Raw genomic sequence first — 15,651 nt, forward strand, 5'->3', positions numbered from 1 at the left:
CATGGCATTCTCCGGTATGGGCGGGGGCGGGGGCGATGACGATGGCCTGCTGCCAATGGCTGACATGAACGTCACGCCCCTGGTCGACGTCATGCTGGTGCTGCTGATCATCTTCATGGTCGCGGCCCCGATGATGGTGGTTGGCGTTCCGGTGGAACTGCCCAAGACCGCCGCGCCCCGGGCTGCCGCGCAGCGCCCGCCCACGGTTCTGACGGTGGCGGCGGATGGCCGGGTCTTTCTTCGCCAGGATGAGATCGCCCGCACGGAGCTCACCAGCCGGCTGCGCAGCCTTCATGAGGAAGACCCGGATGCGCCGGTTTATGTCCGCGGCGACCGTTCGGCTCCCTATGGCGAAGTTCTGAAGGTGATGGGCCTGGTGACCCAGGCCGGCATCAGCCGCGTTTCCCTGATCGCGGAGGCCGAGCCCGGTCCGGCCGTGCAGGCGCGCTGATGAGCGGATACAGCGTCACCGCGCCAGGGATGCCGCGTTTCCGCTCCATCGGCTGGGGCGCTTCCGTGTTGCTGCATGGCGGGGCGGCCGCTTTCCTGGTGTTCGGCCTGCCTTCACATCCGCCGCCCCCGCCCGTGATCATCCCGTTGGAAGTCGCGGCGCTTCCGGCGGCGCCCACCAACGACGTGTCGGACCCCAGCGAACTGGTGGAAGCCGCCGAGCCGGTGGCGGCGGAGCCCGTCACGGCGGAGCCGGTGCCGGCCGAGCGCGTGGAGGCACAGCCGCCGCCGCTGGAGACGGTTCCGCCGCCGGACATGACGCAAGTGGCGCCGCCCGAGGCCATCATGGCGGAGGCCCCGCCCGAGCCGACCCCCATTCCACCCGAACCCGTGCCGGCGGCCGAACCCGAAACCGCCCCCATCCTGGAAGCGGAGCTTCCGCCGCCGCCGCCGGCCGCGCCTCCGCCACCCGTGCAGGCCGCGCCGCCGCCGCCCAGGCCCGCGCCGCCGCGCCCGGTCGCCCGTCCTTCCCCTTCATCCGACGCCCCGCGGCGGGCGGATGCCGCCCCTGCTCCCGCGCCTTCCGCGCCATCGGCCGCCGCTGCCCCGGCGCCGCCCGGCCGCATGGCGGCGCCGCCGGCGAGCTACATCAGCCGCCTCAATGCGGCTCTGGCCCGCGCCAAGCGTTATCCCAATTCGGCCCGGATCCGGCGGCAGGAAGGCACGGCGGTTCTGAACTTCCACCTGGACCGCGGTGGCCGTGTGCTGAGCTGGCAGGTCGTGCGCAGCACCGGCCATGCGGAGCTAGACCGAGCCGTTGGCGAGATGATCGAGCGCGCATCCCCGCTGCCGCCCCCGCCTGACGATCTGCCTGGCAGCACGGTGGAACTGGCGGTGCCCGTCAACTTCAGCTTGCGCTGAAATGCCTCAGGATGGATGCGGCGGCGTCAGGATATCCCGGCGCCGCCGCTTCGTGCCGCATCAGGCGCGTTTGCGGCGGGCCGCCGGCTTGGCCGGCAACAGTGGCGCCAGGAAGCGACCCGTGTGGCTGGCCGCCACGGCGGCGACTTGCTCCGGCGTTCCCTCGGCCACGATCTGGCCGCCGCCATCGCCGCCTTCCGGACCAAGATCCAGGATCCAGTCGGCGGTCTTGATCACCTCCAGATTGTGCTCGATCACCACAACGGTGTTGCCCTGGTCCACGAGTTGGTGGAGCACCTCCAGCAGCTTGCGCACATCCTCGAAATGCAAGCCGGTGGTCGGCTCGTCGAGGATGTAGAGCGTGCGGCCGGTGGCACGGCGGGACAGTTCCTTGGACAGCTTGATGCGCTGCGCCTCGCCGCCCGACAGGGTGGTGGCCTGCTGCCCGAGATGGATGTAGCCGAGGCCCACTTCCTTCAGCACCCGCAGCTTCTCCCGGATGGCCGGCACGGCGGAAAAGAACTCCACCGCCTCGTCCACCGTCATTTCCAGCACGTCGGCGATGGACTTGCCGCGGAACCGCACCTCCAGCGTTTCGCGGTTGTAGCGCTTGCCCTTGCAGGTGTCGCAAGTGACGTAGACATCGGGCAGGAAGTGCATCTCGATCTTCAGCACGCCATCGCCCTGGCAGGCCTCGCAGCGCCCGCCCTTGACGTTGAAGGAGAAGCGCCCCGGCTTGTAGCCGCGCGAGCGGCTGTCCGGCAGCTCCGCGAACCAGTCGCGGATCGGCGCGAACAGCCCGGTATAGGTGGCAGGGTTGGAGCGCGGCGTGCGGCCGATCGGCGACTGGTCGATGTCGATGATCTTGTCGAGATGCTCCAGCCCCTCGATCCGGTCATGCGGTGCCGGCACGGTGCCGGCGCCCATCAGGCGGCGGGCGGTGGCCTTGTACAGGGTTTCCACCGTGAAGGTGCTCTTGCCGCCGCCCGATACGCCCGTGACGCAGGTGAAGGTGCCGAGCGGTATGTCGGCCGAAACATCGCGCAGATTGTTGCCCCGCGCGCCCACGACCCGCAGCGTTCGATCAGGATCGGCGGGGCGGCGCTTGGAAGGCACGGGAATGCTGCGCCGGCCCGACAGATACGCCCCCGTCACGCTGTCCGGATGGCGCGCCACTTCCTCCGGCGTGCCCTGGGCGATGACGCGGCCGCCGCCGGCGCCGGCGGCGGGGCCGATGTCGATCAGGTGGTCCGCCGTGCGGATCGCGTCCTCGTCATGCTCCACCACCAGGACGGTGTTGCCGAGGTCGCGCAGCCGCCGCAGCGTGGTCAGCAGCCGCTCATTGTCGCGCTGGTGCAGGCCGATGGAGGGCTCATCCAGCACATACAGCACCCCGGTCAGACCTGAGCCGATCTGCGAGGCCAGCCGGATGCGCTGGCTCTCTCCGCCCGACAACGTGGCGGAGGAACGGGACAGCGACAGGTAGTCGAGCCCCACATCCAGCAGGAAGCGCAGCCGCTCGACGATTTCCTTGAGAATGCGGCGGGCGATCTCGGCCCGCTGAGGCGTCAGCGTGGCCTCGACCCCCTCGAACCAGGGCAAGGCGTTGCGGATCGACAGCTCGCTGGTTTCGGCGATATGCCGTCCAGCGATCTTCACCGACAACGCTTCCGGCTTCAGGCGGGCGCCGCAGCAGGCATGGCAGGGGCGATCGGCCTGATAGCGGGCGAGATCCTCCCGCACCCAGGGATTGTCGGTTTCGCGCAGGCGCCGGGCCAGGTTCGGCAGCACGCCCTCGAAGGGCTTCTTCACCTCATAGGCGCGCAGCCCGTCCTTGTAGCGCAGCGCCACCACCTCCGAACCCGTGCCATTCAGCACCGCATCCCGGAAGGCGGTGGGCAGATCGCTCCACGGGGTGCTGGTCTTGACCTTGAAGTGCTTGGCCAGGCTCTCCAGCGTCTGGTCGTAATAAGGGGCGCTGTTGCCGGACCAGGCGGCGATGGCGCCGTCCGAAAGACTGCGCTCTTCATCCGGCACCACCAGGGCGGGGTCGAAGAAGCTTTCGGTTCCCAGCCCGTCGCAGGCGGGGCAGGCGCCCTGGGGAGAGTTGAAGGAGAACAGCCGCGGTTCGACCTCCTCCAGCGTGAAGCCGGAAACCGGGCAGGCATAGCGGCTGCTGAAGACGGTGCGCTCGGCACTGTCGGCGTTCTCGGCATAGGCGACGCCATCGGCCAGGCCGAGGGCGGTCTCGAATGAATCCGCCAGGCGCTGGGCCAGCCCCTCATTGCCGACCACAACGCGGTCCACCACCACCTCGATGTCGTGCTTGCGGCGCTTGTCGAGGGCGGGGGCCTCCTCGATCCGCATCAGCTCGCCATTGATCTTCACGCGCTCGAAGCCGCGGCGCTGGTATTCGGCCAGTTCCTTGCGGAACTCGCCCTTCTTGCCGCGCACCACCGGGGCCAGCAGCAGAAGCCGCGTGCCCTCCGGCATGGCGAGCACGCGGTCCACCATCTGGCTCACGGTCTGCGCTTCGATCGGCAGCCCTGTCGCGGGGGAATAGGGCACGCCGGCCCGGGCCCACAGCAGGCGCATGTAATCGTGGATTTCCGTGACGGTGCCCACGGTGGAGCGGGGATTGTGGCTGGTGGTCTTCTGCTCGATCGAGATGGCGGGCGACAGCCCCTCGATGCTGTCCACATCCGGCTTCTGTTGCAGCTCCAGGAACTGCCGCGCATAAGCCGACAGGCTTTCCACGTAGCGGCGCTGGCCCTCGGCATAGATGGTATCGAAGGCGAGGGACGACTTGCCCGAACCCGAAAGGCCCGTGATCACCGTGAGCGCATGCTTGGGGATGTCGATATCGACATTCTTGAGGTTGTGCTGGCGGGCGCCACGGATGCGGATCAGGTCGTTCTGGCCTGCGGCGGCGGGGAGGTTCTGCTTGGACAGCTTGTTCAAAGGGAGCTCCTGCGGCCCTGCGTTCGCCTTGTGTTCTGGGCTCCTCCTCATGCCAGCATCCGCCAGGCAGGGGAAGAGCCGATAAGGCGACGAAGCCTGGCCGCGGCAGGGGGGGACTGGTGGGAAGGCGGGCGGGTGGCTAGTTTGTTGTGGAGTGCCCATCAGGGCGCGCGCAGATTTGAAAATTTGCCATGCCGCCCCATCTCCTGCCCAGGCTCGCCGCCGGGCATGGCTGGCGCGGCTGAACGGCAGCGGATGAGGAACCGGGCGGCATGGCCGGCAGTGTCAACAAAGTCATTCTGATCGGAAATCTGGGGCGGGACCCCGAGGTTCGCAACTTCCAGAATGGCGGACGCGTGGTGAATCTGCGCCTCGCCACCACGGATTCCTACAAGGACCGTGAAGGCAACCGCCAGGAGCGCACTGAATGGCATTCGGTTGCCATCTTCAACGAGCGCGTGGGCGAAATCGCGGAGAAGTATCTCCGCAAGGGCAGCAAGGTCTACATCGAAGGCAAGCTGGAAACCCGCAAGTGGCAGGACCAGTCCGGCCAGGATCGCTATTCCACCGAAGTGGTGATCCGCAATTTCGGCGGCGAACTGACCCTTCTCGACGGTCGCGGCGGTGAGGCCGGCGGTGGCGGCGGCTTCGAGGCCGGGGAGCGTTCGGGCAGCGGCGGAGCCCGGCAGGGCGGGGGCTATGGCGACCGTGGCGGCGCGGCGCGGCCGCAGCGGGGCGGCTGGGATGCGCCCAAGGGCGGCGGCAGCGACCTCGACGACGACATCCCGTTCTGAACGGGGGGTATGCGGGTCCGGCCTGGGAACTGTGCTTGACCAGGGCTTCCGGCGCCGTCCACCCGGTGCGCCCTTCCTCCGCTGACGGGCCCGTCCGGGCGGATCATCCGGTTGGAGGCCCTGGCGCCCGGCCTCGCCGGATCGGTCCTCAACGGCTTCTTGCCAGCGCTTGCCGCACCCCGGTCCCGTTTGGCGCCGGGCGCCGAACGCGGTATAAGGACTGGGAAATCAACAGGGCAGGGGGCGCCGGCCGCGCCCCTCCGCCGGGCTCCGGGCGAGCCTGGCGGCTGCCCGCTATTCTGCTGCATGGGAAGACCGCGTGAGCGAGAGCGATAACGGCACCGGGCCGTCCGGCCATATTCCGCCTGAGGGAACGCTGCCGATCGCGCTCGAGGAGGAGATGCGCCGCTCCTACCTCGATTATGCGATGAGCGTCATTGTTTCGCGCGCCTTGCCGGACGTGCGGGATGGCCTGAAGCCGGTGCACCGCCGCATCCTGTTCTCCATGCAGGAGAACGGCTTCACGGCGGACAAGCCCTACAAGAAGTCGGCCCGTGTCGTCGGCGACGTGATGGGTAAATACCACCCGCATGGCGACAGCGCGATCTATGATGCCATGGTGCGCATGGCGCAGACCTTTTCGCTGCGCGTGCCGCTGATCGATGGTCAGGGCAATTTCGGCTCTATGGACGGCGATCCGCCGGCGGCCATGCGCTACACCGAGGCGCGCCTCGCGAAATCCGCCACGGCGCTGCTGGAAGGCATCGACGAGGACACTGTCGATTTCAGCCCGAACTACGACGAAAGCGCGCATGAGCCCAAGGTTCTGCCCGCCGCATTCCCCAACCTGCTGGTGAATGGTGCGAATGGCATCGCCGTCGGCATGGCGACCAACATCCCGACGCACAATCCGGGCGAGGTGATCGACGCCACGCTGAAGCTGATCGCGGAGCCCGATACCTCGCTGGAAGATCTGATGCAGATCATCCCGGGACCGGACTTCCCGACCGGGGCGCTGATCCTGGGCCGTGCCGGCATCCGCTCCGCATTTGAGACCGGGCGCGGCAGCGTCGTTCTGCGCGCCCGGGCCGAGATCGAGGAAATGCGCGGCGGCCGCAGCGCCATCGCCATCTCGGAGATCCCTTATCAGGTCAACAAATCCGTCCTGATCGAGCGGATCGCCGACCTTGTGCGCACCAAGCAGCTCGAGGGCGTCAGCGACCTGCGCGACGAAAGCGACCGCTCCGGCCTGCGCATCGTCGTAGAGCTGAAGAAGGACGCCACGCCGGAAGTGGTGCTGAACCACCTCTACCGCTACACCAACCTCCAGACATCCTTCGCGGTCAACTTCCTCGCCCTGCATGAGGGGCGGCCGCAGCAGATGGGCCTGCGGCAGGCGCTGCGCGCCTTCATCGACTTCCGCGAGGAGGTGATCCTCCGCCGTTCGCGCCATCGCCTGAGCAAGGCGCGCGACCGTGGGCACCTCCTGGTTGGCCTGGCCATCGCGGTGGCCAATATCGACGAGGTCATCCGGCTGATCCGCGTGAGCCCCGATGCGGCGACGGCGCGCACGGCGCTGATGGCGCGGGACTGGCCGGTGGCCGATGTGGGGCCGCTGCTGGCGCTGGTCGATGATGCCGGCAACGTCATCGTCGACAATACGGTGAAGCTGACCGAGGCACAGGCCCGCGGCATCCTGGAGCTGCGCCTGCAGCGCCTGACCGGCCTGGAGCGCGAGAAGATCAACGCCGAGCTGGATGAGGTGTCCGGGCGGATCCGTGAATTGCTGGAGATCCTGTCGTCCCGCCCGCGCCGCATGGAGCTGATGAGCGACGAATTGCGCGCCGTGCGCGCCCAGATCGCTTCCCCGCGCCTGTCCGAGATCGTCGATGGCATCGCCGACCAGGACGATGAAAGCCTGGTCGAGCCCGGCCTGATGGTGGTGACGCTGACGCGGGACGGCTACGTCAAGCGCACGCCGCTGGAAACCTTCCGGGCGCAGAACCGGGGCGGCCGCGGCCGCAGCAGCGCGTCGATGCGGCAGGATGACGTGGTCATCCGGTCCTTCAACGCGCACACCCATCAATGGGTGCTGTTCTTCACCAGCCGCGGCATCGCTTTCCGCGAGAAGGTCTGGAAGCTGCCGGAAGCCGGTCCGACGGCGCGCGGGCGCTCCCTGCGGCAATTGCTGCAGTTGCAGGAGAATGAATCGGTCACCGCCGTGCTGCCGTTGCCGCAGGACGAGACCCTTTGGGAGAACCTGCACCTGGTCTTCGCCACGGCGGAGGGCAATGTGCGCCGCAATCGCCTGTCCGACTTCAAGAATGTCCGATCTTCCGGCCTGATCGCCATGAAGCTCGATGAGGGCGACAGCCTGATCGGCGTCTCCACATGCCGCGAAGGGGACAATGTGCTGCTGGCGACACGCGCCGGCCGTGCCATCCGCTTTGTCGCCGATGTGGACACCCTGAGGGTTTTCGCGGGCCGCGACTCCACCGGCGTCCGTGGCATCCGGCTGGGCAAGGGCGACAGCGTGATCGCGCTGTCCGTCCTGCGTCATGCCGAGGCCAGCGTCGAGGAGCGCGCGGCTTATCTCAAGCAGGCCGCGCAGCGCCGCCGCAGCGTGGACGAGGCCGCCGAAGCCGCAGCCGAGTCGGAAGCCGCGCTGGCCGAGGAAAGCGACGAGGCTGCCCATAGCGATATCGCGCTGTCGTCGGAGCGGTTCGCCGAACTGGAGGAGCTGGAGGACATCCTGCTGACCGTCACGGATGGCGGCTTCGGCAAGCGCTCCTCCGCCTATGAGTACCGCGTCACCGGGCGCGGCGGGCAGGGGATCACCAACATCAACCTGACAAGCCGCACCGGCCGCGAGGTGGTCGCCACCTTCCCCGTGCGCGGCGGTGATGACGTGATGCTGGTGACCGACAGTGGCAGGCTGATCCGGGTTCCCGTGGATCAGGTGCGGGTCACCGGGCGGCAGGCCATGGGCGTCATGCTGCTCCGGCTCGATGATGGCGAACGGGTGACCTCCTGCTTCACCGTCGTGGAGGAGCAGGGCACGGATGCCGAGGTGGCCATCGAGGATGCTCCGGATGCCTGAGCGCGCCGGCGTTTATCCCGGCACCTTCGATCCGGTCACCAATGGCCATCTGGACATCATCGGCCGTGCCGCCCGACTGCTGGATCGCCTGGTGATCGGCGTCGCCCGCAGCGGTGGGAAGGGGCCTCTCTTTGCGCTGGATGAGCGGGTGGAACTGGTCCGCGCCGAAGCGGCGGCCGTTGCCTCGGGCAGCGGCTGCACCATCGAGGTGGTGCCGTTCGATGGCCTGCTGGTGAGCCTGGCCCGCGATGTCGGCGCCCAATGCATCATCCGGGGCCTGCGCAGCGGTACGGATTTCGATTACGAGTTCCAGATGGCGGGCATGAACCGGCGCCTCGATCCAGGAATCGAGGAGTTGTATCTGATGGCCAGCGAAGGGAACCAATTCATCGCTTCGCGTTTAGTGAAGGAAATCGCGCGGCTCGGGGGGGACATTTCCTCCTTCGTGCCGCGGATGACGCTGGAGCGGACGCTCGCGCAGCTCCGCCCTGCGGATCCAAGGGAGTAACCACGGCATGCACCGACGCACTTTGCTTGCCAGCACCATTGCCGCCACGGGGATCATGATGAGCGAAGCCACCACCAACGACGCCGCCGCCCAGGACGATCGCGAGAACACCCTGTTCTTCGACCTGAAGGATGGCCGCGTCGTGATCAAGCTGCGGCCGGACCTCGCGCCCCAGCATGTTGAGCGGATCAAGGCGCTGGTTCGCCAGGGCTTCTATGACGGCACGCCGTTCCATCGCGTGATCGAGGGCTTCATGGCCCAGGGCGGCGACCCGACAGGGACCGGAACGGGCGGCAGCCAGATGCCGGACCTGCCCGCCGAGTTCAGCCCGCCGGCCAAGGCGCGCTTCCTGCGCGGCGTCTGCGGCATGGCCCGGACGGCGGCGCCCAACAGCGCGAACAGCCAGTTCTTCATCATGTTCGCGCCGGCTTCCAGCCTCGATGGCCAGTACACCATCTGGGGCCAGGTGACCTCGGGCATGGAGTTCGTGGACAAGATCAAGCGCGGCGCCGGCCAGAGCGGCATGGTGCGGGAGCCGGACCGCCTGCTGAAGGCCCAGCTGGCCGCCGACGCGGCCTGAGGCTGCTGCCGGAAGGTGCGGGAAACAGCACCCTCCCTTGACAGAAGGGGGCCGGATCGGCTTTGCCCGCTCCGGCCCTCGCTTATGTGCCCGTAGCTCAGTTGGTAGAGCACGAGACTTTTAATCTTGGGGTCCAGGGTTCGAGTCCCTGCGGGCACATGCCGCCCTTATGCCGCGTCGCCCTGGCACAGCCCGCCCAGGGGCGCTAAGCACGGCGACAATGTCGCCGCCGATTCTGACCGTCGTGGTCCCCTGCTACAATGAAGCCGCCAATGTCCCCGCCATGGTGTCGCGGCTGCGCACGGTGCTGGAAGGGCTCGACTGGGAAGTTCTATTTGTCGATGACGACAGCCCCGACGGAACGGCGGCGGTGGCCAAGCAGTTCGCCGCCGAGGATGCCCGCATCCGCTGCATCCGTCGCGTTGGCCGGAAAGGCCTTTCCTCGGCCTGCGTGGAAGGCATGCTGGCCTCGTCCGCCCGTTACGTGGCGGTGATCGATGGCGACCTGCAGCATGATGAGCGCCTTCTGCCGGCCATGCTCCGGACGCTGGAGGCGGATGAAGCCGATGTGGTGATCGGCAGCCGGCACATCAGCGGAGGGGAAGCCAGCAAGGGCTTTTCCCGCCTGCGGCAGATGATCAGTGACGGCGGCACAGGCCTCGCCCGGCTTGTTCTTCCCGTTCCGGTGGCCGACCCGATGAGCGGCTTCTTCATGCTGCGCCGGGAAACGGTGGACCAGCTGGCGCCGCAGCTGACCGGCCGTGGCTTCAAAATCCTGCTGGACCTCCTGCTCACCAGCCCGCAGACCCTGAAGGTGAAGGAACTCCCCTATGTCTTCCGGCCGCGCGAGGCGGGGGAATCGAAGCTCGACACCATTGTCCTGATCGAGTTCCTGACCCTGCTGCTCGACAAGGTGTCCGGCGGCGTGTTGCCGATGCGCTTCCTGTCCTTCGCGGCCGTCGGCGGCTTCGGGCTTCTGGTGCATCTGCTGGTGCTGACCCTGGCCATCCACCAGCTGGATTTCGCCACGGCGCAGTGGGTGGCCAGCTTTGCCGCCATGACCGCCAATTTCTGGTTGAACAACCGGCTGACCTACAGCGATGTGAGGCTCAAGGGCCGGGCATTGTGGCGGGGCCTGCTGATCTTCTACGTCGTGTGCGGCATCGGGGTGGCGGCCAATGTCGGCGTCGCCGGATTGCTGCTGCATGATGATCACCTGAACTGGGGCCTGGCCGGCGCGGCCGGGGCCCTGATCACGCTGGTGTGGAATTACGCCGTGTCCGCGACGCTGGTCTGGCGGGCGCGATGAGCCTGTCCCCGCGCCCGTGGCTGATCGCACTCGGGCTGCTCACGGCACTGCGCCTCCTCGCGGCGCTGCTTCTGCCTCCCGCGCCGGATGAGGCGTATTACTGGGTCTGGGGCCGTGCCCTGGCGCTCAGCTATTACGACCATCCTCCCATGGTGGCCCTGTGGACGGCCGCCGGCTCGGCCTTGGGTGGGGACACCGCATTCGGCCTGCGGCTATTGGGACCCATCGGGGTCGCCCTGGCGTCGATCCTCATCGCGCGAACAGGGAACGGGCTGTTTCCAGGTTCCGGCGCCGGATACTGGGCGGCGGCCCTGTTGAACGGAACCTTACTGTTCAGCGCGGGCTCGGTCCTGATGACGCCGGACACACCATTGCTGGTGTTCTGGTGCGCCGCACTCTGGGCCTGGGTGCAGGTTCACCTTCGGCAGGATGGATGGTGGTGGCTGGCCTTCGGCGTGCTGGCGGGCTGCGCCCTGTTGTCCAAATACACCGCCGTGTTCCTGGGCTTCGCCGTTGTTCTGTGGCTGGTGATCGAGCCGGGCGCGCGTCACTGGTTCCGGGACTGGCGGCTCTGGATGGGCGGGCTGCTCGCGCTGCTGGTGTTTTCGCCGGTGCTTGTCTGGAATGCCGAGCATGATTGGATCAGCCTCGCCAAGCAGGGCGGCAGGGCCGGCAATGTCGGCACGGCTTCATCGCTGCGCTATCTCGGTGAGCTGGTGGGTGGGCAGCTGGGCCTCGCCACCCCCATCATCTTCGTGCTTTGCGTCGCCGGCATCGTCGTGGCTTGCCGCCGGGCCGGTCGGCGCGATGCAGTTGCCACCTTGCTGGCCCTGGTCACGCTTCCTCCGGCCCTGATCTTTCTGTGGCAGGCGACCGGCAGCCGCGTCCAGGGCAACTGGCCCGCCATTCTGTATCCCTCCGCCTGCCTTGCCGCGGCCGGCTACCTTGGGCCGCGCTGGCAGGGCTGGCGGAAATGGGGGGTGGTACTGGGCCTCGGGCTGACGCTTGTGGTGTTGGTGCAGGGCATATTCTCGCCCCTGCCTCTGCCCCGCCGCAGCGATCCTACCCTGGCGCGGCTCGGCGGATGGCATGACTTCGCAGCCGAGATCGAGCAGATCCGCCGCAGCCGGAACGCCAGCTTCGTGGCCGCGGAGGAATATGGCCTCGCCAGCGAGCTGGCCCTGCATCTGCCTCGTGGCACGCCTGTCATCGCGTTGGGAGATCGCTGGGACCTGTTCGACCTGCCGGAGCCTCCGCTGGACGGCCAGGGTCTTCTGGTGCGCAGTACCCGGCGGGGCGAGGCGGCCCCGCTCTGGCCGGAGGCAGCGCCAGGTGGCGAGGTCGCCCGCCAGCGCAAGGGGATCGAGGCGGAACGCTATCGCCTTTACGACGTCAGCCTTTCCGATGACGGCCTGACTCGCGTCCTGTTGCCCCAGCGCCGCTGAGGCTGTCCTCTTTTAGCTCCGATACGCCGTCCTACATGCGGAAAACAGGTGGGAGAGCGCGTCATGCTCATTCGGATTCGTCGCGGCTGGGAGCTTCCTGAAACGGCGGCAACGCCGGAATCCATGGTTCTGCAGCGCCGTTCGTTGATGCGTCTGGCTGGCGTGGCGGGGGCAGCCATGTCGCTGCCGCGCCTGGCCGGTGCGCAGTCGGCCATGCCGGCGATGAACGCACCGCGCAGCGAGCGCTTCCGGGCCGGGCGGGACCTTACGCCGGAAAAGGACGCAACGAGCTACAACAACTATTACGAGTTCGGTTCCAGCAAATCCGTGGCCGCGGCGGCGCAGAAGCTGCCCCAATCGCCCTGGACCCTGAAGCTGGACGGGCTGGTGGACAAGCCGCAGGAGATCGACCTCAGTGACCTGCTGAAGCGGGTTTCGCTGGAGGAAAGGGTTCTGCGGCATCGCTGCGTCGAAGCCTGGTCCATGATCGTGCCCTGGACCGGCTTCCCGATGGCCGAGCTGGTGAAGATGGCCGCCCCCACCTCGGCGGCGCGCTACGTGATGTTTGAGACCGTCCAGGACCGGGCACGCATGCCGGGGCTGCGGCAAAGCTGGTACCCCTGGCCCTACCAGGAAGGCTGCACCCTGGCCGAAGCGATGAACGAGCTGTGCTTCATGGCGGTCGGTCTTTATGGCAAGCCGGTGCCGGCGCAGAATGGCGGCCCGATCCGCGTGCTGTTCCCGTGGAAATACGGCTTCAAGAGCGGCAAGGCCATCACGCGGATCCACTTCACCGACACCAGACCGGTGAGCTTCTGGGAAAAGCTGCAGCCCACCGAATACGGCTTCTGGGCGAATGTGAACCCGGCCGTGCCGCATCCGCGCTGGAGCCAGGAGACTGAGCGCCTGCTGGGCAGCCGGGAGCGCGTTCCCACCCAGATCTTCAACGGCTATGGCGAGTTCGTGGCGCCGCTCTATGCCGGCCTGGAGAAGGAGCCGCTGTTCCTCTAGGCCGGGTTCCGGAACGGAGGTTCCTCGGCATCGAGGCGCCTCCGCCCCTCGGCGATGGCGCGCAGGACCTCGGCCCGCAGCCCGAGCGAGCTGAGCTGCTTCCGCGTGAACCAGGCGGCTTCGCTGGCGTCATCTCCGGCCTGTGGCGTTCCCGCCAGCCACCGGGCCGCGAAGTCGATGATGGTGTAGTGGAAGCGCGGCCGGCCTTCCTCATCATGGTTGATGGCATCGACGGCCAGGGCGATGTGCAACGGGCCGGCCGCCACCCCGGTTTCCTCCAGCAATTCACGGCGGGCGGCTTCCTCCACCGTTTCGCCGAGATGCTGCGCGCCTCCGGGAATCGACCATTCACCCTGGCGAGGTGGCCGCGCCCGCCGGACCAGCAGCACCTCCTCCCCGCGGAAGACGATGACGCCGATGCCGACCCAGGGGCGGTCGGGATATTCGCGCGAAGGCGGCGGGGCGGGGGGAAGGCCGGTCATCAGCCGGCCGCCAGCGGAGCGAGGCTGAGGTCGTGGCTGAACAGCGCCAGAAGGCCGCGCGCGGCCCGACCGCGCGGCGTGGCGGAAAGCTCCGGGTCACGCTCCAGCAGAAGTGACGCATCCTGATGCGCCATGCGGATCAGCCCGCCATGGCGCGCAGGGTCGGCCAGGCGCCGGCCGATGCGGCCTGCCTGCCGGACACCAAGGGCATCGCCTCCGCCCCGGTGATCGAGGTCGGCATCCGCGATGATGAACCCATCCTCCGTGTCGCGCAGCACCGCCAGGCGGCGCTGTTCCGCTTCGTTCAGCTCCCCCGACGGGAGCAGCAGGCAGAAGGATTGCGCGCTCCCCCGGCCGACCCGGCCGCGCAACTGGTGCAGGGCGGCGAGGCCGAAGCGCTCGGCCTGCTCGATGATCATGATGGTGGCCTCCGGCACATCCACGCCGACCTCGACCACGGTGGTGGCGACCAGGAGCTGTGCCCGGCCGGCGGCGAAATCCTGCAACGCAGCTTCGCGCACCTCCAGCTTCTGCGCCCCATGGGCCAACCGGACCAGGGGACCGAAGATCGCTGAAAGCTCGGCGAAGGTGGTTTCGGCGGCGACGTTGTCGTGCTTCTCGCCTTCCTCCACCGCCCGAACAACCCAATAGGCACGATGCCCCCTGGTGAAGGCGGCGCGCAGGCGGGCCACCAGCTCGTCCCGGCGTTCCCGGCTGACGATGCGGGTGACGATGGGCTGCCGGCCGGCCGGGCGCCCTTCCAGGCGGCTGACCGCCATGTCGCCCCATTGCGTCAGCAGCAGCGTGCGGGGGATCGGCGTCGCGGTCATCACCAGCACGTCGGTCAGGCCCTTTTCCGTCAGGGCCAGCCGCTGCGCGACGCCGAAGCGGTGCTGTTCGTCCACCACAACAAGCCCCAGGTCGCGGAACGCCACGCCGTCCTCGATCAGCGCATGGGTTCCGACCACCATCGGGATGCTGCCATCAGCCAGCCCGGCCAGCACCCGGCGCCGCTCCTTGCCCTTCACCGATCCGGCCAGCAGCACGCATTCGACGCCCGCCGCCCCGGCCAGCTTCTGCAAAGTTCTGAGATGTTGCCGCGCCAGCAGTTCCGTGGGCGCCATCAGGGCGGCCTGGGTACCGCTTTCCACCGCCCGCAGCATGGCGAGGATCGCCACCAGTGTCTTGCCGGCCCCGACATCGCCCTGCAACAGGCGCAGCATGCGGCGCGGGGCGGCCAGGTCCGCATCGATCTCGCGCAGCACCTGCTCCTGGGCCGCGGTCGGCGGGTGGCCGAAGGCGGCAAGCGCGGCGCGGCGCAGGCCGCCATCGCCGGAAAGCGCGCGTCCCGGGCGCTGCAACACCGTGCGCCGCACCAGACCGACGGCCAGCTGGCCCGCCAGCAACTCGTCATAGGCCAGGCGGTCCCGCGGCGCCTCGTCGGGAATGGTTGCGGGGTCCTGCAACATCCGAAGGGCGGCCACGAAGCCAGGCCAGCGGCGCCGCGACAGCAGGGTCGGGTCATGCCATTCCGGCTGGTCCGGCAGCAGCTTCAGGGCCTCGGCCATGGCCCGGGCGATGTCGCGCTGCCCGACGCCCTTGGCGAGGCCCCAGACCGGCTGGATCTCCGGGATGATGTCCGGCGGCTCCACGAAATCCGGGGCGTCCATCTGCCAGCGGTCGCGGAACCGCTTCACCCGCCCGGACACGCGGCGGTCGGCGCCTTCGGGAAAGGTCCTGGACAGCCAGGCGCCGAGCCAGGACCGCCGCCCGAAATAGATCAGGTCGATCGGGCCGGAAGGATCCTCGCAGCATACCACCCAGGGCTGCTGTGGCGTGCGCGGCGCGGCGATGTGGCGAACGCGGACGGGACGTGTGGCAACCTCGCCATCCCGCAGATCGGCCAAGCGGCGATCCTGGTAGCGTTCCGGCAAATGGAACAGCAGGTCTATGACGCGGTCGCCATCAATCGCCCGCAGCACGCGCGCGGCCTTGTCCTCGCCCAGTGGCAGGCTGTCCAGCGGAGCCAGAAGCGCCATATGGCTTCCGGCGATCGTTCCTCGGGCTGACATGATTCCCATCCGCCTCTA

12 protein-coding genes and 1 tRNA gene are annotated in these 15,651 nt (G+C 68.3%); 10 read left to right on the top strand and 3 right to left on the bottom strand.

Annotation, left to right across the window (positions count from 1 at the left end; genetic code table 11):
• Position 1: 1 nt before the first annotated feature.
• Together tolR and F0Q34_RS05795 are read left to right on the top strand one after the other, a co-directional pair.
• Positions 2-451 carry a protein TolR gene (gene tolR, locus F0Q34_RS05790; RefSeq protein WP_149811122.1) on the top strand — a complete coding sequence of 150 codons (450 nt, stop codon included), beginning with the start codon at positions 2-4 and terminating at the stop codon, positions 449-451.
• A complete protein-coding gene (locus tag F0Q34_RS05795) occupies positions 451-1,371 on the top strand; it encodes an energy transducer TonB (protein WP_149811123.1) in 921 nt (306 codons plus the stop codon). Before tolR ends, F0Q34_RS05795 begins: the two co-directional genes overlap by 1 nt.
• A gap of 60 nt (positions 1,372-1,431) precedes the next feature.
• Here F0Q34_RS05795 and uvrA read toward each other — a convergent pair whose 3' ends face one another.
• Positions 1,432-4,494, bottom strand: a complete 3,063-nt coding sequence (uvrA, locus tag F0Q34_RS05800; protein WP_370751005.1) for an excinuclease ABC subunit UvrA — start codon at positions 4,492-4,494, stop codon at positions 1,432-1,434.
• A 110-nt stretch (positions 4,495-4,604) separates the two neighbouring features.
• Here uvrA and ssb point away from each other — a divergent pair, with 110 nt between their 5' ends.
• From ssb to msrP, 8 genes are all read left to right on the top strand, one after another.
• Complete coding sequence (ssb, locus tag F0Q34_RS05805) at positions 4,605-5,126, top strand: single-stranded DNA-binding protein (protein ID WP_149811124.1); 522 nt, start codon at positions 4,605-4,607, stop codon at positions 5,124-5,126.
• 319 nt (positions 5,127-5,445) lie between these two features.
• Positions 5,446-8,226: a DNA gyrase subunit A gene (gene gyrA / locus F0Q34_RS05810; RefSeq protein WP_174241980.1), complete on the top strand. Its 2,781-nt coding sequence runs from the start codon at positions 5,446-5,448 to the stop codon at positions 8,224-8,226.
• Positions 8,219-8,734: a pantetheine-phosphate adenylyltransferase gene (gene coaD / locus F0Q34_RS05815; RefSeq protein ID WP_149811125.1), complete on the top strand. Its 516-nt coding sequence runs from the start codon at positions 8,219-8,221 to the stop codon at positions 8,732-8,734. Before gyrA ends, coaD begins: the two co-directional genes overlap by 8 nt.
• A gap of 7 nt (positions 8,735-8,741) precedes the next feature.
• Positions 8,742-9,314, top strand: coding sequence for a peptidylprolyl isomerase (locus F0Q34_RS05820; protein WP_162306162.1), 573 nt, complete (start codon positions 8,742-8,744; stop codon positions 9,312-9,314).
• 86 nt (positions 9,315-9,400) lie between these two features.
• Positions 9,401-9,473: transfer RNA gene (locus F0Q34_RS05825), tRNA-Lys, on the top strand.
• Positions 9,474-9,534: 61 nt separating this feature from the next.
• Positions 9,535-10,623, top strand: coding sequence for a glycosyltransferase (locus F0Q34_RS05830; RefSeq protein WP_149811126.1), 1,089 nt, complete (start codon positions 9,535-9,537; stop codon positions 10,621-10,623).
• The gene (locus F0Q34_RS05835) at positions 10,620-12,068 is read left to right on the top strand and encodes a glycosyltransferase family 39 protein (protein WP_149811127.1); all 1,449 of its coding nucleotides are present in this window, start codon (positions 10,620-10,622) and stop codon (positions 12,066-12,068) included. Before F0Q34_RS05830 ends, F0Q34_RS05835 begins: the two co-directional genes overlap by 4 nt.
• A gap of 63 nt (positions 12,069-12,131) precedes the next feature.
• Entirely contained in the window at positions 12,132-13,079 is a 948-nt protein-coding gene (gene msrP / locus F0Q34_RS05840; protein WP_149811128.1) for a protein-methionine-sulfoxide reductase catalytic subunit MsrP, read from the top strand.
• Here msrP and F0Q34_RS05845 read toward each other — a convergent pair.
• Positions 13,076-13,561: an NUDIX hydrolase gene (locus F0Q34_RS05845; protein WP_149811129.1), complete on the bottom strand. Its 486-nt coding sequence runs from the start codon at positions 13,559-13,561 to the stop codon at positions 13,076-13,078. The two genes, msrP and F0Q34_RS05845, sit on opposite strands and share 4 nt — an antisense overlap.
• Complete coding sequence (recG, locus tag F0Q34_RS05850) at positions 13,561-15,642, bottom strand: ATP-dependent DNA helicase RecG (RefSeq protein WP_149811130.1); 2,082 nt, start codon at positions 15,640-15,642, stop codon at positions 13,561-13,563. The genes F0Q34_RS05845 and recG overlap by 1 nt, the downstream gene beginning before the upstream one ends.
• Positions 15,643-15,651: the final 9 nt, after the last annotated feature.

This window comes from Teichococcus oryzae, from assembly GCF_008386565.1.
In the GTDB taxonomy this organism is placed as follows: Bacteria; Pseudomonadota; Alphaproteobacteria; order Acetobacterales; family Acetobacteraceae; genus Pseudoroseomonas; species Pseudoroseomonas oryzae.